General features: G+C 56.1%; 22 protein-coding genes. 10 read left to right on the forward strand and 12 right to left on the reverse strand.

Translation table 11 applies throughout. The features are described from left to right. The first annotated feature begins 233 nt into the window (after positions 1 to 233). From AC0IYS_RS00240 to AC0IYS_RS00260, 5 genes are all read left to right on the forward strand, one after another. Entirely contained in the window at positions 234 to 587 is a 354-nt protein-coding gene (locus AC0IYS_RS00240) for a hypothetical protein (RefSeq protein WP_471703313.1), read from the forward strand. 3 nt (positions 588 to 590) lie between these two features. Next, positions 591 to 1,313 carry a P-loop NTPase family protein gene (locus AC0IYS_RS00245; protein ID WP_471703314.1) on the forward strand — a complete coding sequence of 241 codons (723 nt, stop codon included), beginning with the start codon at positions 591 to 593 and terminating at the stop codon, positions 1,311 to 1,313. Next, a complete protein-coding gene (locus AC0IYS_RS00250; RefSeq protein ID WP_471703315.1) occupies positions 1,313 to 1,795 on the forward strand; it encodes a hypothetical protein in 483 nt (160 codons plus the stop codon). The genes AC0IYS_RS00245 and AC0IYS_RS00250 overlap by 1 nt, the downstream gene beginning before the upstream one ends. A 24-nt stretch (positions 1,796 to 1,819) precedes the next feature. After that, the gene (locus tag AC0IYS_RS00255) at positions 1,820 to 1,954 is read left to right on the forward strand and encodes a hypothetical protein (protein ID WP_471703316.1); all 135 of its coding nucleotides are present in this window, start codon (positions 1,820 to 1,822) and stop codon (positions 1,952 to 1,954) included. Between the two features lie 68 nt (positions 1,955 to 2,022). Next, complete coding sequence (locus tag AC0IYS_RS00260; RefSeq protein ID WP_471703317.1) at positions 2,023 to 2,166, forward strand: hypothetical protein; 144 nt, start codon at positions 2,023 to 2,025, stop codon at positions 2,164 to 2,166. Positions 2,167 to 2,494: 328 nt separating this feature from the next. On the opposite strand, the gene AC0IYS_RS00265 is transcribed toward AC0IYS_RS00260, so the two are convergent. The 4 genes from AC0IYS_RS00265 to ssb all read right to left on the reverse strand — a co-directional run bounded on the left by AC0IYS_RS00265 (position 2,495) and on the right by ssb (position 5,500). After that, positions 2,495 to 2,857: a TrfB-related DNA-binding protein gene (locus AC0IYS_RS00265; RefSeq protein WP_471703318.1), complete on the reverse strand. Its 363-nt coding sequence runs from the start codon at positions 2,855 to 2,857 to the stop codon at positions 2,495 to 2,497. Positions 2,858 to 2,911: 54 nt separating this feature from the next. Next, a complete protein-coding gene (locus AC0IYS_RS00270; RefSeq protein ID WP_471703319.1) occupies positions 2,912 to 4,090 on the reverse strand; it encodes a ParB/RepB/Spo0J family partition protein in 1,179 nt (392 codons plus the stop codon). After that, positions 4,087 to 4,857, reverse strand: a complete 771-nt coding sequence (locus AC0IYS_RS00275) for a ParA family protein (protein WP_471703320.1) — start codon at positions 4,855 to 4,857, stop codon at positions 4,087 to 4,089. Before AC0IYS_RS00275 ends, AC0IYS_RS00270 begins: the two co-directional genes overlap by 4 nt. 130 nt (positions 4,858 to 4,987) lie before the next feature. Continuing rightward, on the reverse strand, positions 4,988 to 5,500 hold the full coding sequence (gene ssb / locus AC0IYS_RS00280) for a single-stranded DNA-binding protein (RefSeq protein WP_471703321.1): 513 nt from the start codon (positions 5,498 to 5,500) through the stop codon (positions 4,988 to 4,990). A gap of 1,148 nt (positions 5,501 to 6,648) precedes the next feature. Here ssb and AC0IYS_RS00285 point away from each other — a divergent pair. Together AC0IYS_RS00285 and AC0IYS_RS00290 are read left to right on the forward strand one after the other, a co-directional pair. Next, entirely contained in the window at positions 6,649 to 7,119 is a 471-nt protein-coding gene (locus AC0IYS_RS00285; RefSeq protein WP_471703322.1) for a LexA family protein, read from the forward strand. Position 7,120: 1 nt separating this feature from the next. After that, complete coding sequence (locus tag AC0IYS_RS00290) at positions 7,121 to 8,422, forward strand: Y-family DNA polymerase (protein ID WP_471703323.1); 1,302 nt, start codon at positions 7,121 to 7,123, stop codon at positions 8,420 to 8,422. Here AC0IYS_RS00290 and AC0IYS_RS00295 read toward each other — a convergent pair. The 5 genes from AC0IYS_RS00295 to intI1 all read right to left on the reverse strand — a co-directional run bounded on the left by AC0IYS_RS00295 (position 8,410) and on the right by intI1 (position 11,937). Then, positions 8,410 to 9,030, reverse strand: a complete 621-nt coding sequence (locus tag AC0IYS_RS00295) for a recombinase family protein (protein WP_471703324.1) — start codon at positions 9,028 to 9,030, stop codon at positions 8,410 to 8,412. The two genes, AC0IYS_RS00290 and AC0IYS_RS00295, sit on opposite strands and share 13 nt — an antisense overlap. Positions 9,031 to 9,052: 22 nt before the next feature. After that, a complete protein-coding gene (locus AC0IYS_RS00300; protein ID WP_471703325.1) occupies positions 9,053 to 9,709 on the reverse strand; it encodes an OmpW/AlkL family protein in 657 nt (218 codons plus the stop codon). Positions 9,710 to 10,096: 387 nt separating this feature from the next. After that, positions 10,097 to 10,309, reverse strand: coding sequence for a hypothetical protein (locus AC0IYS_RS00305; protein WP_471703326.1), 213 nt, complete (start codon positions 10,307 to 10,309; stop codon positions 10,097 to 10,099). 79 nt (positions 10,310 to 10,388) lie between these two features. Then, positions 10,389 to 10,721 carry a hypothetical protein gene (locus AC0IYS_RS00310; RefSeq protein ID WP_471703327.1) on the reverse strand — a complete coding sequence of 111 codons (333 nt, stop codon included), beginning with the start codon at positions 10,719 to 10,721 and terminating at the stop codon, positions 10,389 to 10,391. A gap of 202 nt (positions 10,722 to 10,923) precedes the next feature. Continuing rightward, positions 10,924 to 11,937 carry a class 1 integron integrase IntI1 gene (intI1, locus tag AC0IYS_RS00315; RefSeq protein ID WP_000845048.1) on the reverse strand — a complete coding sequence of 338 codons (1,014 nt, stop codon included), beginning with the start codon at positions 11,935 to 11,937 and terminating at the stop codon, positions 10,924 to 10,926. 212 nt (positions 11,938 to 12,149) lie between these two features. Between intI1 and AC0IYS_RS00320 the strand changes: the two genes are divergently transcribed. Both AC0IYS_RS00320 and AC0IYS_RS00325 read left to right on the forward strand, forming a co-directional pair. After that, complete coding sequence (locus tag AC0IYS_RS00320; protein WP_032429244.1) at positions 12,150 to 12,467, forward strand: DMT family transporter; 318 nt, start codon at positions 12,150 to 12,152, stop codon at positions 12,465 to 12,467. Positions 12,468 to 12,481: 14 nt separating this feature from the next. Further along, a complete protein-coding gene (locus AC0IYS_RS00325; protein WP_023343400.1) occupies positions 12,482 to 13,771 on the forward strand; it encodes an ISL3 family transposase in 1,290 nt (429 codons plus the stop codon). Positions 13,772 to 13,813: 42 nt separating this feature from the next. Here AC0IYS_RS00325 and AC0IYS_RS00330 read toward each other — a convergent pair whose 3' ends face one another. Beyond that, positions 13,814 to 14,251, reverse strand: coding sequence for a TetR/AcrR family transcriptional regulator (locus AC0IYS_RS00330; protein ID WP_471639643.1), 438 nt, complete (start codon positions 14,249 to 14,251; stop codon positions 13,814 to 13,816). 72 nt (positions 14,252 to 14,323) lie between these two features. On the opposite strand from AC0IYS_RS00330, the gene AC0IYS_RS00335 reads away from it, so the two are divergent. Beyond that, a complete protein-coding gene (locus AC0IYS_RS00335) occupies positions 14,324 to 14,923 on the forward strand; it encodes an NAD(P)H-dependent oxidoreductase (protein ID WP_054898696.1) in 600 nt (199 codons plus the stop codon). 1 nt (position 14,924) lies between these two features. Here AC0IYS_RS00335 and AC0IYS_RS00340 read toward each other — a convergent pair whose 3' ends face one another. Together AC0IYS_RS00340 and AC0IYS_RS00345 are read right to left on the reverse strand one after the other, a co-directional pair. After that, complete coding sequence (locus AC0IYS_RS00340) at positions 14,925 to 15,314, reverse strand: hypothetical protein (RefSeq protein WP_471639644.1); 390 nt, start codon at positions 15,312 to 15,314, stop codon at positions 14,925 to 14,927. Between the two features lie 133 nt (positions 15,315 to 15,447). Further along, the gene (locus tag AC0IYS_RS00345; protein ID WP_034127624.1) at positions 15,448 to 16,704 is read right to left on the reverse strand and encodes a 3-phosphoshikimate 1-carboxyvinyltransferase; all 1,257 of its coding nucleotides are present in this window, start codon (positions 16,702 to 16,704) and stop codon (positions 15,448 to 15,450) included. Positions 16,705 to 16,907 lie beyond the last annotated feature (203 nt).

Below are 16,907 nucleotides of genomic sequence, written 5' to 3' on the forward strand. Positions count from 1 at the left end.
ACGGATATGATACCAAACTCGAAGAGTTTTGTATTCATATCTGTCGTGCCTTGGCAGAGGCCAACTCTGCCAAGAGAAGCACGCATCTGAGTTGCATTCGGTAGCTTTCGGTTGCATTACAGAGCAAAGCGACATATTATAGTTGCACGGAGGTTGCAAACGGTTGCAAAGACCAGTGCCACCGGCACGCTGGCCGGATACCAAGTAACAACAAAACGGAAACACAAAACAACATGGACATCGACGAATTCGTGAGCAAGGTCCAGCCGGGCAAAAAGGTTTCCCGGCTTAAACAATACGAGCAACAAATAGGTGCGCTGAAAGCCAAAGGATACACTGACGATCAAATACGCCAATGGCTAGCAGAGAATAATGTTGTCGTATCGCGAGAAGCCGTACGACGATTTGCAAAAAAGATTTCACAACCGATAACTTCAACCAATGCCGATAAGCAAACCGTTGAAGACATCGGCAAGAACATAAACGAATCACAGGCCGCTAAACTTCAAAGGCGTTTAGCAGAACAGAAAGAAGATGCGCGCTCTACCTTATTTAAACATGACAAATCAGGAAAACAAACGGAATAAACTATGAAAAATACTGTTCACTTTGTATTGCAAGGTAAAGGCGGCATCGGTAAAACGTTGGTGTCAACAATCATTGCACAATATATACAGGAGAAGTTTCCGGGCACATTGAAGTGTTTCGATACCGATCAAGAAAACGCTACGCTTGCCGCTTATAAGGCGTTGAACGTGCAGCCGGTCGATGTCATGAACGAAGACCGTACCATCAACCGCAAAATGTTCGACAAGATGTTGCTAGATATACTCGCGGAAGATGACAAGAATATTGTCATCGACAACGGGGCTAACACCTTCTCGCCGCTAATGTCCTATTTGATGGAAAACAGCTTTATTGACCTGCTGCAAGAATCGGGGAAAACGGTGTACATCCATACCATCATCGGTGGTGGGGATAACCTGAAAGATACCATGTCGGGGTTTGTATCGCTGGCGAAACAAACCTCTTGCCCAATGGTGATTTGGTTGAACGAGAATGCGAGCTGGGGAACTACTGAAAACTTCGTACAGTCGGACATATTTGTAAAAAATGCCGATAATGTTCGCGGGGTAGTGCTGATGCAAGGTCGCAACTCTGACACCTTCGGCGATGATATCAAACGCATGCAAAAACTGCGATTGACGTTGAGCGAAGTACTGGACAACCATAATTTTAACGTTCTGGAACGTAGTCGCCTCAAAACGGTAATTGGTGACATTTACAAAAAGCTTGATACGGTGGAATGGTAATGGATATTCAGAAGCTGCGAACGGCGATCTTCGAGAAAACCGGCGTTCGTGTTGACGCCACGGACCCGATATTTACGTTAGTGGCGTTAAATGAAGCGATGCTTGAGGAAAGCATCGCGGCATTTAAAGTTGTTCAAGATAACAACAATGCCGAACTGGACGAACGCATTGGCAAAATGGTTGAACTGCGTAACGGCATGGTGTCGGCATCTAACAATCTGGTTGAGCGGGCGAATATCCAACACAAAGCGGCGGCATTACAGGCAGCGACAAACGCAAGGGCTGAAATAATGGAAGCCATGCATGTTGAAGTCAAACAGGCTGTATCGAGAATATCGGCAGCAGCCGACGAACTGGCTGTCGCCAGTGAAGAAGCGAGAGAACAAAAGATGGGGCGATGGATTACCGCAACTGTGCATGCGGTGATTGGTGGTATCGTGGCGGGAAGCACACTATTGTTATACATGCACTACATGCAATAACTATTGCACTCAAAGGAAACCATCATGCGCAAAATGCCAATCATAGTAATCATCGTCGTGTTGCTGTCATCCGTGGTCGGTTACTTGGCCCTCGACCGCAGCGAAAAAAATGTCGCCACTGAACGAAACAAGACGTTTGACGACCAATTCGCCAAGTAGCGCCGTTTGGTGACAGCCGGCGCGCCAGGTTTGGCTGGATCTGTGACCAATCCAAAAGGAGGCTTGCTATGTCTATACTCAAAACCATTGCTGCCAAGGCTGGCCGGGGTCTGCTATCGATTCTGTTCATGCGATGGGCACACATACCGTTCTTTGGTTTTATTCTGGTGTTCGTTTGGGCGTGGTGGCTGGTCATCGCGCTAAACCGGTAACGTTTCGATCCCTCGCCGCTCCGGGCCTGTCGCATCGGGGCTGGCCGGGGTTGGCCCGGCCAAACCGCCCCTACATGCTCCAGCGTGACAGGGGGTGCCGTCCTTCGGCGGCATCCCGACATTCGTCGGGACTTGAGCCGCCCCCGTTTGCTTTCCGCACGCATTGGAAAACCGGCCGTCAGTGGGGCGGTATGCGGAAGGCGGCGGGACTGGCGACGGTCTTGGGAGGTAAGGCGGTGTGTTACAATCTGCCCCGTTAAGTCGGGGTCTTTTCGATTCGGCTTACGTTGACTTGATACCCGGTGCGCTTAGGCGTGGCCGGGTTTTTTTATGCTGAGGCGGGTTTGTGCTCGTCGGCGGCCGCCAACGCGATTTCGGCGCGAAATTTCGTTACCAGTGCGCTCGGCGCTACCAGCGTCACTACTTCCCAGCCTGGAGGCACCAGAAGGCCCGCATGGGCCGCTGCGCGCTGCGCCTCGTGGTATTCCTCCAATCGGTTCCAAAACGTCCCTACGGCTCCGTTAACCGCTGAACGGCTGCACCCATGCCGCTGCGCTATCACTGCAAGCGTTTCCCCATCGACAAGCGCCGCCCTTGCGGCGGCGGCTCGGTCATCGCTGACGTTTTTCAATAGCGGTCGGACTGAATCAAAGTCGGCTGCGGTCATGCGCCGAAGTTTTTCTCTTGCCATAATCTACCCTCAAAATCATTGAGGGCGGGACGTTAGCGCCCCGCCCTATTTCGGCTACTTCTTAACTTGGCCTAGTATATCAATCGCGTTGAAGGTTTCCACTTCGATATCTGCTCCTTGCAAGAAAGCGATCATGGCGAATGCGCCCGGTCCTTCCTCCGCAAAGGTGTGATCCCGCAATCCCTTCATAATGGATTGCGAAAGGGTTTTGCATGCGCGGCCCGCCTTGAACATCGATTCCAGCCAATCCTTTGCGTTCGCCCGATCCTCTGGCGCCAGCGTTTCCATGAACATTTTCGGATTGGCCCCGCTTTCGTAGATCAGGCTGTAAGCGTTGGTCAGAATATCCCACGGTGCCAGCGCCGGGCCGGGTCGGTCGTCCAGCTCAGGTTCTTCCGGCTGTTGCGGGATCGGGGCATCGATTTTCGCGGACGCGAAAATGTCCTCGGTCTTGTCGGCGGCCGTCACCTGTTTGGCCTTCTCGCCCTTCTCCGCTTTTGGCTTTACCTTGGCTTTAACTTCGGCTACCTGCTTGCGCGAGTCTTTCTTGCCTTTCGACTGTTTCAGGTCGTCTACCAGTTCTTTCGCGGCGTCCGGGTCGTGCTTCTCGATCACCTTCACGCTGTTAATCACGTCCAGATCGGCGCTGATTCTCTCAGTGACAAGACGTTTCGCTTGCTCAGGCAGCTTGAGCAAACCAGTGATTTGCGAGAGCCAAGCGCGGCCTTTCTTATGCTTCGCCAATACTGCCTCGACGCTGCCCAGTTGGTCTAAATCCTTCTGAATGCTTTTAGCAAGTTCCAACTGGGTCAGGTTCTTGCGCTGGATGTTCTCCTGCATCTGGATGGTGGCCTTTTCGGCGTCCGTCATCTTTTTGATGAGAGCCGGAATATCCAATTTTCCTGCTAGCTCCGATCCCTTATACCGCCGTCCACCAGCCACAAGTTCGTAAGGTGCTGGACCGTTCTCCATCGGCCGCACTAGTACGGTTTGGAAAACGCCGTGCTCCTCAACGCTCGCTTGCATTTCGGCCATCGTATTTTCTTCGTCCTCCATTTCCTCACGAATCTGAGGGCTGACGTAGATGTCAGTCAGCTTGAGCACTGCGACGTTGTATTCGCTTTCATTGATGATGTCGCCAAATCCAGCGCTCAACACGTCGCTCATACCGGCGAAGGCGTTGCCGGTCACTTTCGGGGCCGCAGTCTTGGCCGACAAAGAATTCTTTTTCATTTCAATACTCCCATGTTCGTCAGAACAAAATCGCACACGTGTTTCCACTCTGCGGCGGCGTTGCGGTGGCCCTGTCCGTTGGTATTCTGCCAAACCGGGCGGCGGTTGATGATCGACTTGTGGACGGCTGCATTGCGCGACAATTGCATAGGCAACACGGCCTTGCCGAAACTCTGGCGCAGCTGGTCCAGCCCTTTCAACTCGTCCTTGCTCTTGGTGTTGATGAGGCTCGGAAGAATGCCCAACAAGCGCAATTGCGGATTGGTGCCGCCCTTTTTGATGGACTGGATGAACTTCCAAAGCTGGGACAGCGCGTCCAGCTCGAACAGACCCATCGATGTAGGGCACAGCACCACATCGGCGGCGGCCATGCTGGCGGTCAGCGGCATGCAAATGCGGCCAGGGGTGTCGATGATGCAAAAATCGAAGTCCTTGGCGAGCTTGCGCAAGTTCTTCCTGAACCGTTTGACGTAGTCCTCGCCCTTCGTGTCCAGGTCGAACATCCTAGGATCGCGGGCGCGCACGAAAGCGACTTTATCGGTCAGATATTCGAGCGGCGTCGATGGCAACTCTTCTTCGAAAAGTTCGTAGGCCATCAAATTCGTCTGCGACTCGTCAGCCTTGGGCAAGACCAGTTCAAGGCTGCCCTGTGCATCGAGTGACACAATCAAAACGCTCTTGTCGGCGTCGGCGGCCCTGTGGGTCAAGTTGAACACAATGGTCGTTTTACCGACACTTTTCTGGTTTGTCACAGCAAGGATACTCATAGGAGCCTCTTAATTTCTGTACGTTGACTGATTTAGCATCATTATCCGGGGGCAATTATAGTCTCGCCCTACCAATGGCAACACATTTTGCTTGTCATGCTGGGAAAATACCAGCATGACAAGCACCTGATTAGAACGGAATATCAGAGTCACGCTCTGCGCCTTCAGGCTGCGGTGCTGCACGCGGTTTGTTCTTGCCTTTAGGCGCGGCCGCTGCGGGCGCTGGCGTCGCGGCTGGCGCGGCTGGAGCGCTGGCCGGGGTTTCCTGCTGGCTGTCTGCTTGTTGCTGGCTGGCGTCGCGGTTAGCACCGGCCGGGCCGCCCAGCATTTGCATTTGCTCCGCGATGATATCGGTTGCGTAGTGATCCACGCCATCCTTAACGTACTTGCGCGTTTGCAAGCGGCCTTCCACGTAGACCGACGAGCCCTTTTTCAGATACTGGCCGACGATTTCGGCAAGGCGGCCGAAGAAAGTAATACGGTGCCACTCGGTTATCTCCTTCTGTTCGCCGGTATTACGGTCCTTGTGCTGGTAGCTGGTCGCTACCGCGATATTGGCGATAGCATCGCCGCTTGGCAAGTAGCGGATATCTGGATTGCGACCGAGGTTGCCGACGATGATTACTTTGTTGACTGAGGCCATTTTGATTCTCCTTGAAAGTGAGGTTTCCGATTGGCCCCGGCCTTAACCGGGGCCGTGAACTTAATGAAGATCGAACATTTGATCGAGCTTGTAGAACAAGACAACCACAGTCGGCAGGATGATGATTGCTGCCGTAATAAATCCAAGCCAGAAACTTTTAGCATTAATGTTCATTCTTAAATCTCCGGTTACTTACGTTGACGAATTACTGTTTTTTTGCTGGTGAATCGTTTCGTCCACCATGTAATTATTATAGTTCATGACAACCCTTTTGACAACCGATTACAGTTGTCAATGCTGTCTTTTAGACACATTTTTGTTAATCGAAAAATCAATAACGATAGCTAGTTTGAATAGCCAACATATGAGCCATACGAGACCACCCGCCCCCCTTCCCTGCCGCTGGCCGCCCCCTACCCCGGTACTGCCAAGCCGGTTTTAAGAACGGATGAGCAAAGCAAACGGGGGCGGCTCAAGTCCCGACGAATGTCGGGATGCCGCCGAAGGACGGCACCCCCTGCCACGCTGGAGCATGTAGGGGCGGGTTTGGCCGGGCCGACCCCGGCCAGCCCCGATGCGACAGGCCCGGAACGTCGAGGGATCGAATCGCGGGTTTGGTGACACGGTCGCGGCGCCGGCGACGGCCTGGCGTCACCAATCGTTTTTGGTGACAACGATCGCGGACCTGGTGCGCGCCGGCGTCACCAAGAAAAGCCGCTTCACCGTTGCGCTTTTTGGTGACTGGCCAACTCCTGCAGGAGCACCGCGGCGTCACCAAGTACGTACAGTGCGGGGTTGGGGTTGGGGTTGGGGTTGGGGTTGGGGTTGGGGTTGGGGTTGGGGTTGGGGTTGGGGTTGGGGTTGGGGTTGGGGTTGGGGTTGGCTAGGCGTGGCCTGGAGGGGTGGGCGGCTTCATCGCCCAGTCGCGCAGCGACCAAGGGAGCGTAAGCGACCGCGCTCCGGAACGGGCATCCCGGTTTTTTCGCGTACGCGAAAAAAAGCCCCAGAAGTTGCTTTTAGTTCTTAAACGATCTGGCGATCAGAGCGGGCGGCGGCTCACACATAAACCACGCCCGCCCTTCCAGCGCTGGACTTGCGGCGCTATACTGCCGATACTGTACAAAAACACAGTAATTGGATTTAAGAAAATGAACCATTCCCTCCCCTCCCCCTTTGCAGACCAGTCGCCGCCCTGCGCGATCCTCGCCCCGGCGCTCGATCTGCAACCCAGCACCCGGCCCTTGCTGCAACACAAGCTATCGGCTGGATTCCCCTCCCCGGCCGCTGATTACGTAGAAAAAGGCTTGGACCTGAATGCCTTTTTGATACAGCACAAAGAAGCTTCGTTCTTCTTTGAAGTCGTGGGGGACAGCATGTCGGGCATCGGAATTCTAGGCGGCGATATCGTTCTCGTGGACCGGTCCGTGACGCCTATTCACGGACATTACGTGTTGGCGGTCATCGATGGAGACTACACACTCAAGCGGCTGCATAAGCGACAAGGCGTGATCGAGTTGCACCCGGAGAACAGCGCCTATGAGCCTATCAGGCTAATCGAAGGGCAGGAATTGCAAGTATGGGGCGTGGTGTCTGCCGTCATCAGAAAATACAGGGTGTGAAATGTCGGACCCGCACCAACAAATCTTTGCACTGGTGGACGTGAACAATATGTACGTCAGTTGCGAACGGGCCTTTAACCCAAAGCTGCAAGGGCGGCCGGTAGTCGTGCTGTCTAACAACGACGGATGCGCTGTAGCGCGCTCTAACGAGGTTAAAGCCCTGGGCGTCAAGATGGGCACTCCGTGGTTTCAGATGAAGGACTTGGCCCGCCAGCACGGCATTATTGGACTAAGCTCGAACTACTGCCTTTATGGGGACATGAGCAATCGAATCATGACCATCCTGCGCACCTACAGCCCGCACGTAGAGGTGTACTCGATAGATGAGTCCTTCCTGTCGTTGAACGGCATGGGCGGGCTTTGGGACAGCCCTACCGCGATGGGACAAGAAATACGGCAGCGCATCCTTCAATGGACTTCCTTGCCGGTGTGCGTGGGTGTGGGCGCGTCGAAGACGCAAGCCAAACTAGCCAACCACATCGCAAAGAAATTCCCGCTGTTCGATAGCGTATGCGACCTGACTACGATGTCGGCCGCCCGTATGCGTTGGCTGTTCTTGCGTATCGACGTGGGCGAAGTATGGGGAGTGGGACGCCGGATAGCTGCCAAGCTGGCCGATATGGGCATCAACACGGTGCAGGATCTGAAAGACGCCTCGCCGCGAGACATTCGCGCTCGATTCGGGGTGGTGATGGAGCGCACTTGTCAGGAACTGCGCGGCCTGTCATGCCTTGCGCTGGAAGAGATAGCGCCGCCGCGCAAAGAAATCGTGTCCTCCAAGTCGTTCGGCACAATGGCTGTAAGTCTCATGGAGCTTGAAGAAGCGGTGTCGACCTATATCGCCAGGGCGGCCGAAAAGCTGCGCGGACAACGCTCGCTCTGCGGTGCGGTGCATGTGTTTGTGCATACCAACCCATTCCGCGAACAAGACCCACAGTACAGCAATGGCTTGACCGTGCCGCTGATCGAGCCGACAGACGACAACCGTATATTGGCGGCCGCTGCGTTGCAAGGTCTGGCCCTCATCTACCGCGAGGGATTTCAGTACAAGAAAGCGGGGGTTATGCTGATGGACTTGCGCGCCAATACAATAAGCCAAGGCACGCTATTCGATCCCCAGCCGTCCCGAGAGCAATCGACACGTGTTATGGCGACGCTCGATGCGCTGAATCAGCGATTCGGTCGCGATGCTCTGCACATAGGCTCGGCCGGATTGGTGCAGCGATGGGCGATGAAGTCGGAGAATAAGACTCCGTGCTACACCACACGATGGGACGAGCTACCGAAGGTCTACGCCGTCTGAGCTTGGTGCATTGCCCATACCCGCTTGACTTGGCTGTGGGAACAGCCCGCAAGTCGCGCAGTCTCAGCGATCGTTTTTTTTGCTTCGCGCAAGGTGACAATGCGCTCATGGGTCGTCGTATCGGTTTTGCGGCCCTTGTATTTGCCATCGATCTTAGCCAGCGTCACACCTTGACGTTGCCGCTCGCGGCGCTGTTCGTACTCATCCCTCGCCATTTGTAGCGCGAGGCGAAGCAACATATTCTGGACAGACTCCAGCACGATCTTGGCGACGCCATCGGACGCGGCGGCGATGTCCGACAGGTCCACGATCCCCGGCACCGATAGCTTGGCCCCAGTTGCTTTGATCGAGGCGACCAGCTTTTCAGCCTCCTCCAGCGGCAACCGGCTGATGCGGTCGATGCTCTCCGCGATGACCACATCGCCGGGCCGCAGGTCAGCGATCATGCGCAGCAGCTCGGGCCGGTCGGCGCGCGCGCCGGAAGCCTTTTCACGGTAGACGCCAGCGATGTAGAAGCCGGCCGCCGTAGCGGCCGCCTCAATAGCCGCTTGTCGCGTCAAGTCTTGGTCGGCCGTGCTGACACGTTGATAAATTCTTGCAACCTGCATAGTCTGTCCAGTTAATTAATCATCAAAACCTGTAACCCACAGCGATATTGACCAAGACTGGATTCACCTTCACGTTGACCGATTGGCCGGTTGAAAGGTGAGCTGTAGTCTTAACCCGCATGGGCACAATAGAGCAGTCGATAAACCAATTCTTTTCAATGCTGTATGTAGCGCCAATTTGGGCCACCGCACCCCAAGCATTGTCTATCGCCGCCGTCGTCTTACCGCCTGGATTGGTCAGCATACTCAAAATAGGCGTTGTGGTCACGCTGCTGAATTTGACGTACGTTCCGCCCAGTCCGACATACGGGCGGAAAGCCGAATCAGGACGGCCGAACCGGTACTGGAACATCAAGATGGGCGACCACACCTTAGCATCGGCAATCTTACCGGCTTGTTCGATGGTGCCGCGACCGTCGATGTCCAGCTTAGGCGGCACCCCAAAAGCCAGCTCGGCCGACACGCTATCGTTGAACATATAGGCCGCGCTGGCGAACGGCGCGCCGCCGTCGCCCACATCGACTTTAGCACCGGGCACCCCGGTTATATCGCCACTCTTCACCTGCGGGAAAAACTGGTTGTATCCAGCCTTCGCGCTCAAAGTTCCAGTAGATTGCGCGGCGGCGTTGCCCCCAGCCAGTGCCAACGCTACCAAGACAGCTATATTAAACCGTGCCATTTTGAATCCTCTCTCAAGAAATTTAGTTACATTGCATTCTAAAGAATTCTATTTAGCAATATTACCTATTTGATAAAGGTCAAAAATATCCGGAAAATTGAAAATACGTCGCACAAGACGACACTGTAAAAGAGCAACGCGACTCACCATTCTTTATTCGGTATGACGCTCGCGTTCGTGCTTAAGAATTTCTCGCAACAAGGCCGTGTCTTTGCTCCAAGTTGGCTTACCCTGCCGTGTTGCCCCTATAGAGACAAAGCGGGTTTTGGGACTCGCCCCGAGGCTGCCATATTTTCGCGTCCGCGAAATTCTCAGCGCGTAGGCCAGCAGAAGCATTGACACGACTAAGGCAAACGCAGCGAAAAGAAAAAAATATAGAGCCATCGCTTATGCTCCATCCGTGTCCGACAGCGGTAGGCGGCGACCTGCCGTGACTTCTGCCGCAAGATGGCGGCGCTGGCGTGTCAACTCGACACGCAAAGCGTCGTTGTCGCAATGAGCCAGCTCCGAGTCGATGTCAATGATTTCAGCCGCCACCAGTGCCTTATCGTGTGCCGTCATCGTGATCGGGTCGCCATCATGGTCGAAATCTGAATTCATATTTGAGCCTCTAAAATTAATCCCGGCTGCTTGGTGACGGCGCCGCCTACCTGGTGCGCTATGTTTGTCACCAAAAAAATCAACTCTTCTTTTTGGCAAGGTAAGTCAGAACAGCATAACCAAATACAGCATACAGCAGCGTGAGCGGTGGAAGCCAGTACACCTCAGCCATCTTTCCAGCCTTCACCGTTCCTATTTCCATCGGCAATCCGATCCCCCATAGCAAGTAGGTCAGATTGCTGTCCATAGCTAATCCAGACACAAAGCACACACTAATTAACGATAGGCCCTTTAGCTGGTCGCGGTAAGCGGGGAAACGCGACAGATGCCACCACATGCCTGATGCTAGAGCGATACCAGCGCTCATGCCCGCCACAGCCAGGAAACCGCCGTAACGCATGGTGATACCCAATGTCGTTTTCAGAAGACGGCTGCACTGAACGTCAGAAGCCGACTGCACTATAGCAGCGGAGGGGTTGGATCCATCAGGCAACGACGGGCTGCTGCCGGCCATCAGCGGACGCAGGGAGGACTTTCCGCAACCGGCCGTTCGATGCGGCACCGATGGCCTTCGCGCAGGGGTAGTGAATCCGCCAGGATTGACTTGCGCTGCCCTACCTCTCACTAGTGAGGGGCGGCAGCGCATCAAGCGGTGAGCGCACTCCGGCACCGCCAACTTTCAGCACATGCGTGTAAATCATCGTCGTAGAGACGTCGGAATGGCCGAGCAGATCCTGCACGGTTCGAATGTCGTAACCGCTGCGGAGCAAGGCCGTCGCGAACGAGTGGCGGAGGGTGTGCGGTGTGGCGGGCTTCGTGATGCCTGCTTGTTCTACGGCACGTTTGAAGGCGCGCTGAAAGGTCTGGTCATACATGTGATGGCGACGCACGACACCGCTCCGTGGATCGGTCGAATGCGTGTGCTGCGCAAAAACCCAGAACCACGGCCAGGAATGCCCGGCGCGCGGATACTTCCGCTCAAGGGCGTCGGGAAGCGCAACGCCGCTGCGGCCCTCGGCCTGGTCCTTCAGCCACCATGCCCGTGCACGCGACAGCTGCTCGCGCAGGCTGGGTGCCAAGCTCTCGGGTAACATCAAGGCCCGATCCTTGGAGCCCTTGCCCTCCCGCACGATGATCGTGCCGTGATCGAAATCCAGATCCTTGACCCGCAGTTGCAAACCCTCACTGATCCGCATGCCCGTTCCATACAGAAGCTGGGCGAACAAACGATGCTCGCCTTCCAGAAAACCGAGGATGCGAACCACTTCATCCGGGGTCAGCACCACCGGCAAGCGCCGCGACGGCCGAGGTCTTCCGATCTCCTGAAGCCAGGGCAGATCCGTGCACAGCACCTTGCCGTAGAAGAACAGCAAGGCCGCCAATGCCTGACGATGCGTGGAGACCGAAACCTTGCGCTCGTTCGCCAGCCAGGACAGAAATGCCTCGACTTCGCTGCTGCCCAAGGTTGCCGGGTGACGCACACCGTGGAAACGGATGAAGGCACGAACCCAGTGGACATAAGCCTGTTCGGTTCGTAAGCTGTAATGCAAGTAGCGTATGCGCTCACGCAACTGGTCCAGAACCTTGACCGAACGCAGCGGTGGTAACGGCGCAGTGGCGGTTTTCATGGCTTGTTATGACTGTTTTTTTGGGGTAACCGGAATATCTGGTTGATATCTCCTTTGCTGGCAGCCTGTAATTCCCACTTTCTCACCGGAGAATATGGTTGATCAGCCTCCCTTCGCGGGTTAGTATCAGTCCATCTATAGGAGGACGACCTCCCCCACCTTGGGAAGTAATGACCAGGACGACCTGGCCCCGTTATATTTCGGAGGGGTCAATGCCTTGGGTATATCTTCTCGTTGCCGGTGTCCTTGAGATTGTGTGGGCTTACACAATGAAGCAATCTCATGGCTTCAGTCGGCTCTTACCATCGATCATCACGATTTCTACAATGGTGGCCAGCTTCTGGCTGTTAGCAGTCGCCATGCGAACTATTCCACTCGGAACTGCCTACACAATCTGGACGGGAATAGGAGCTGTAGGCGCTTTTCTTGTCGGAATCGCATTTTTGGCTGAACCGGTTAATGCAGCGAGAATCATTGCTGCGATCCTCATTGTTTCAGGGTTGGTGTTAATGAAACTATCCAGCGCCTGACATCGAGGTTATTAATGATGGGTCTCGTTACTGGCCTTATTAACCTCTCAAATTATGAGGTCAGGGACTCCAAGTCGACAGACGACGAAATGCACTTCCAGGTGGACGCACCCGATCCCATCGCGTGCGAGAAATGTGGCGTGCAGGGTGAAATCGTGCGGTTCGGCAAGCGTGATGTTCCTTATCGTGATTTGCCCATCCACGGCAAGCGGGTCACCCTCTGGGTGGTTCGTCGCCGGTACACCTGCCGGGCCTGCAAGACCTCCTTCAGGCCCCAGCTACCGGAGATGGTGGACGGCTTCCGCATGACGCGGCGGCTGCATGAGTACGTGGAGAAAGAATCCTTCAACCACCCCTACACCTTCGTGGCGGCGCAGACTGGCCTGGACGAGAAGACGGTACGCGACATCTTCAGCGCTCGCGCCGAGTTCCTGGGGCGCTGGCACCGATTCGAGACGCCTCGCATTCTGGGTATAGACGAGCTGTACCTGAACAAGCGCTACCGCTGCATTCTGACCAACATCGAGGAGAGAACCCTGCTCGACCTGCTGACCACCCGCCGGCAGGACTTGGTGACCAACTACCTGATGAAGCTGAAAGACCGGCAGAAGGTCGAGATCGTCAGCATGGACATGTGGAACCCCTACCGTACGGCGGTCAAGACGGTGCTACCACAGGCCCGTATCGTGGTCGATAAATTCCATGTGGTGCGCATGGCCAATGATGCCTTGGAGAAGGTGCGCAAGGGCCTAAGAAAGGAGCTGAAACCCTCCCAGAGCCGAACCCTCAAGGGAGACCGGAAAATCCTGCTGAAACGCGCTCACGAAGTCTCAGACCGAGAGCGGCTGATCATGGAGACCTGGACAGGCGCATTCCCGCAACTGCTGGCCGCCTACGAGCACAAGGAGCACTTCTACGGCATCTGGGATGCCATCACGCGCTCCCAGGCAGAAGCCGCCCTGGACGAGTGGATAGCCACCGTCCCGAAAGGCCAGAAGGAAATCTGGAGCGATCTGGTCAGAGCGGTGGGCAACTGGCGCGAAGAGATCATGACCTACTTCGAGACGGATATGCCCGTCACCAATGCTTACACGGAATCCATCAACCGACTGGCCAAGGACAAGAACCGTGAAGGGCGTGGTTACTCCTTCGAGGTGATGCGGGCACGAATGCTCTACACCACGAAGCACAAGAAGAAGGCCTCAACTGCGAAGGTCTCTCCATTCTACAAGAAAACCATCTGTTACGGACTGTCGGATTTCGCAGAGGAACTCAATTACGGGGTCGATCTATCAACCATCTGAGGGTGGTATAAGGTTGGTGGGGTGAAGGAGCCCCATCAACCATTAAATCCGGATACCCCATTTATCGAGAAAGATCGCCTCGTATTCGCGCTTGGATGCTTCCAACTCCGGCGAACCGCTCAAGGCGGCAATCACCCCGGGTATTTCCCGACCTTGCAACAACACACAATCGACATACGACGACGCGATAACCCACGCGCGGTCCTCAAGGGTCGCCTTGCTGGTGGCGATGGCATCGGCAAATACCTGGTCCTGGCGCGCGTCGAAGTCTGCATACAGCGCGGCCAGCAACCCTGCGCGTGTAGCGAAGTGGTCGTAAACCACTGGTTTGGTGACGCCCGCCAGCTCGGCCAGGCGGCCCAGAGTCAGGGCGTCGGTGCCTTCGTCACGCACTAATTGCCAGGCCACGTCGAGTAACTGGCGCAGGCGATCTTCACGGGACAAACGACGACGTGGGGCAGGGGATTCACTGCTTGACATGCTTATATACCAAAAGTAACTTATTCGACGTAACTTACTAAAAGTAGATTAAGCTCAAATGGAGTCAAAGTCATGCACGCACTGATCGTAGTTGCTCATCACGACCCGCAATCTCTCACCCACAGTGTGGCCGCCGAGGTGGGCGCGGGCTTGACCGCCTCTGGCCACACCTTTGAAATAGCCGACCTTGCCGCTGAAGGGTTCGATCCACGCTACACCATCGCCGACCATCGGGTGCACCGTACTCGGGCGACGCCGCCAGCCGACGTGCAGGCCGAACAGGCCCGCATAGACCGCGCCGACGCGCTGGTGCTGGCGTTCCCCATCTACTGGTGGTCAATGCCAGCGTTGCTCAAGGGTTGGGTCGACCGCGTATTCGTCAATGGCTGGGCGATTGATTACGGCCCCGATACACCGGTGCAGAAGAAACTCAGGCATTTGCACGTACATGTGCTGGCCCTGGGGGCGGCTGACGAAAGCGCCTTCGATCGACACGGTTATGCCAAGGCCATGAATACCCAGATCGACTACGGCATCTTTGATTATTGCGGGGCGCGGGTACTCACTTCCGAGTTGTTGTTGGACTCGGAAAGTGGCACGGCCCAGGCGCATTTGCACAAGGCCCGGACCGTGGGGCAGGGGTTGTTTGAGCGTGAGGCCATCGCGGGATAATTCAAGCGTCGCGAAACAGGTCGTGGGCGTCGAGCAAGCGGTAGGCAATCTCTGGGTTTTTCTCCAGGCCACGGCGAATGGAGGCGGGGATCGACTGGCGGGTCTTGCGGCACATGCCCGGCAGTTCGTCGATGACGATCTGGATCCCGCGCATGCTTTTGACCTCGGTATGCCCGGGCGCGATGTGGACGCGGATGCCGAGTTGGTCGTACATCCGCCGTTGCAAGTGTTCGAGGTCTTGCAGGCTCTTGAGGTTTTCCAGGCGCTCCAGCAGGATTTTTTCCTGCTGTCGCGTCAGTTGCAGAATGCGCAGATCAGCGCCGGGAGCTTCCAGCAGTTGTTCACGGTTGCAGACACAGGCGCCGGGTGGGCAGGGTTGGCGAAGGGTCATTGACGCTCCCGGCAAGGTTCAGTTGTAGGAGCGAGCTTGCTCGCGAAAAACTCACAGGCGCCGCATTCATTCAGCAAACACGCGTTTTGGTTAACGTTTTTCGCGAGCAAGCTCGCTCCCACAGGTTTGTGTGTCAGTAGCTCAAGTGAACGCCCAGGCTGGCCAGCGCTTTCCAGTAGTCAGGGTAGGTCTTGGCTACGCAATCAGGGTCTTGGATGCGAATGCCCGAGACTTTCAGCCCGGCCAGGGCAAAGCACATGGCGATGCGATGGTCGGCGTGGGTATCGATCAGTGCGGTGCAGGCGGTGCCAGCCAAAGCGGGGTCGCTGGCAACCAGCAGGTCATCACCTTCGATGGTCGCCAGGCCCGGGCGAATTTCGTTGAGGCCATCGTGCAGCGCCTGCACGCGGTCACATTCCTTGACGCGCAGGTTCGCCAGTTCAGTGAAGCGCACCGGGGTATTGTTGAATGCGGCGAGCACCGCCAGGGTCGGGATCGCATCCTGCATTTGTGAACCCACCACCGTGGCCTGCATGTTCGGGAATTGCGCGATCACGGCCTGTGCCTTGGCGTCGGGCTGGGTGAAATCCTGCGCGGCTACACCAATATCGATACGGCCACCGGTCAGTACTTCTGCGGCCCACAGGTAAGTGGCGGCGGAAGCGTCGGGTTCGATCAGGTAATCATGGGCGGTATAGCCCGTGGGGGCCACGCGCCAGGTGGTGTCGTCCACGATGTCTACCTGGGCCCCGAACGCACGCATGCAATCGAGGGTCAGGTCCACATAGCCACGGGCGCCGATGTCCTTGCCGGTCAGCGCCACTTCAATCGGTGCTTCGCCGCACGCCGCCAGCATCAGCAGGGCCGATACGTACTGGCTGGACAAGCCTCCGTCAATCTCAAAACGCCTGGCCTGGACCTTGCCCGCGCCATGCACCGTTACCGGTGGGCAACCGGTGGGGCTGTCGACCTGGATGCCGTTCTGGCCCAGGGTGGCCAGCAGCGGGCCGATCGGGCGTTTTTGCATGTACTCGTCACCGTCCAGTACCACGGTGCCTTGCACGGTGGCGACGGCAGCCGTGAGAAAGCGCATGGCGGTGCCGGCGTTGCCGAGGAACAACGGCTGGGCCGGCAATTGCAGCGAGCCTTGGCTGGTGACGACAAAGGTGGTGTCGTCCGGCTCGTCGATGGTGACGCCCATCTGCCGCAGGGCGACCGACATATGGCGTGTGTCATCGCTTTTGAGCGCGCCGCTCAAACGGCTGGTGCCCTTGGCCAGTGCCGCGAGCAACAGAGCACGGTTGGTAATGGATTTGGAGCCGGGGGGCGCGACCTTGCCAGTGAGGGGGAAGTTGGGCGGTGTAACGGTCACGGTTTTCTGCGAACTCAAGGTACAAGGCTCCTGGTCAAGGCGAGGTGGCGTGGAGTGGCCGACGTGCGGACCCGAATCATCAGGCAAACACGCCATGCTTGTCGAGTGAGTGGGTGATCTGCGTATTTTAGGGTAACCGGAATATCTGGTTGATATCTCCTTTGCTGGCAGCCTGTAATTCCCACTTTCTCACCGGAGAATATGGTTGATCAGCCTCCCTT

The sequence above is a fragment of the Duganella sp. AC237 genome (assembly GCF_979254035.1).

Coding starts and splice junctions, on each gene's coding strand:
- AC0IYS_RS00240 (WP_471703313.1), top strand. CDS start 234: ATGGACATCGACGAATTCGTGAGCAAGGTCCAGCCGGGCAAAAAGGTT.
- AC0IYS_RS00245 (WP_471703314.1), top strand. CDS start 591: ATGAAAAATACTGTTCACTTTGTATTGCAAGGTAAAGGCGGCATCGGT.
- AC0IYS_RS00250 (WP_471703315.1), top strand. CDS start 1,313: ATGGATATTCAGAAGCTGCGAACGGCGATCTTCGAGAAAACCGGCGTT.
- AC0IYS_RS00255 (WP_471703316.1), top strand. CDS start 1,820: ATGCGCAAAATGCCAATCATAGTAATCATCGTCGTGTTGCTGTCATCC.
- AC0IYS_RS00260 (WP_471703317.1), top strand. CDS start 2,023: ATGTCTATACTCAAAACCATTGCTGCCAAGGCTGGCCGGGGTCTGCTA.
- AC0IYS_RS00265 (WP_471703318.1), bottom strand. CDS start 2,857: ATGGCAAGAGAAAAACTTCGGCGCATGACCGCAGCCGACTTTGATTCA.
- AC0IYS_RS00270 (WP_471703319.1), bottom strand. CDS start 4,090: ATGAAAAAGAATTCTTTGTCGGCCAAGACTGCGGCCCCGAAAGTGACC.
- AC0IYS_RS00275 (WP_471703320.1), bottom strand. CDS start 4,857: ATGAGTATCCTTGCTGTGACAAACCAGAAAAGTGTCGGTAAAACGACC.
- ssb (WP_471703321.1), bottom strand. CDS start 5,500: ATGGCCTCAGTCAACAAAGTAATCATCGTCGGCAACCTCGGTCGCAAT.
- AC0IYS_RS00285 (WP_471703322.1), top strand. CDS start 6,649: ATGAACCATTCCCTCCCCTCCCCCTTTGCAGACCAGTCGCCGCCCTGC.
- AC0IYS_RS00290 (WP_471703323.1), top strand. CDS start 7,121: ATGTCGGACCCGCACCAACAAATCTTTGCACTGGTGGACGTGAACAAT.
- AC0IYS_RS00295 (WP_471703324.1), bottom strand. CDS start 9,030: ATGCAGGTTGCAAGAATTTATCAACGTGTCAGCACGGCCGACCAAGAC.
- AC0IYS_RS00300 (WP_471703325.1), bottom strand. CDS start 9,709: ATGGCACGGTTTAATATAGCTGTCTTGGTAGCGTTGGCACTGGCTGGG.
- AC0IYS_RS00305 (WP_471703326.1), bottom strand. CDS start 10,309: ATGAATTCAGATTTCGACCATGATGGCGACCCGATCACGATGACGGCA.
- intI1 (WP_000845048.1), bottom strand. CDS start 11,937: ATGAAAACCGCCACTGCGCCGTTACCACCGCTGCGTTCGGTCAAGGTT.
- AC0IYS_RS00320 (WP_032429244.1), top strand. CDS start 12,150: ATGCCTTGGGTATATCTTCTCGTTGCCGGTGTCCTTGAGATTGTGTGG.
- AC0IYS_RS00325 (WP_023343400.1), top strand. CDS start 12,482: ATGATGGGTCTCGTTACTGGCCTTATTAACCTCTCAAATTATGAGGTC.
- AC0IYS_RS00330 (WP_471639643.1), bottom strand. CDS start 14,251: ATGTCAAGCAGTGAATCCCCTGCCCCACGTCGTCGTTTGTCCCGTGAA.
- AC0IYS_RS00335 (WP_054898696.1), top strand. CDS start 14,324: ATGCACGCACTGATCGTAGTTGCTCATCACGACCCGCAATCTCTCACC.
- AC0IYS_RS00340 (WP_471639644.1), bottom strand. CDS start 15,314: ATGACCCTTCGCCAACCCTGCCCACCCGGCGCCTGTGTCTGCAACCGT.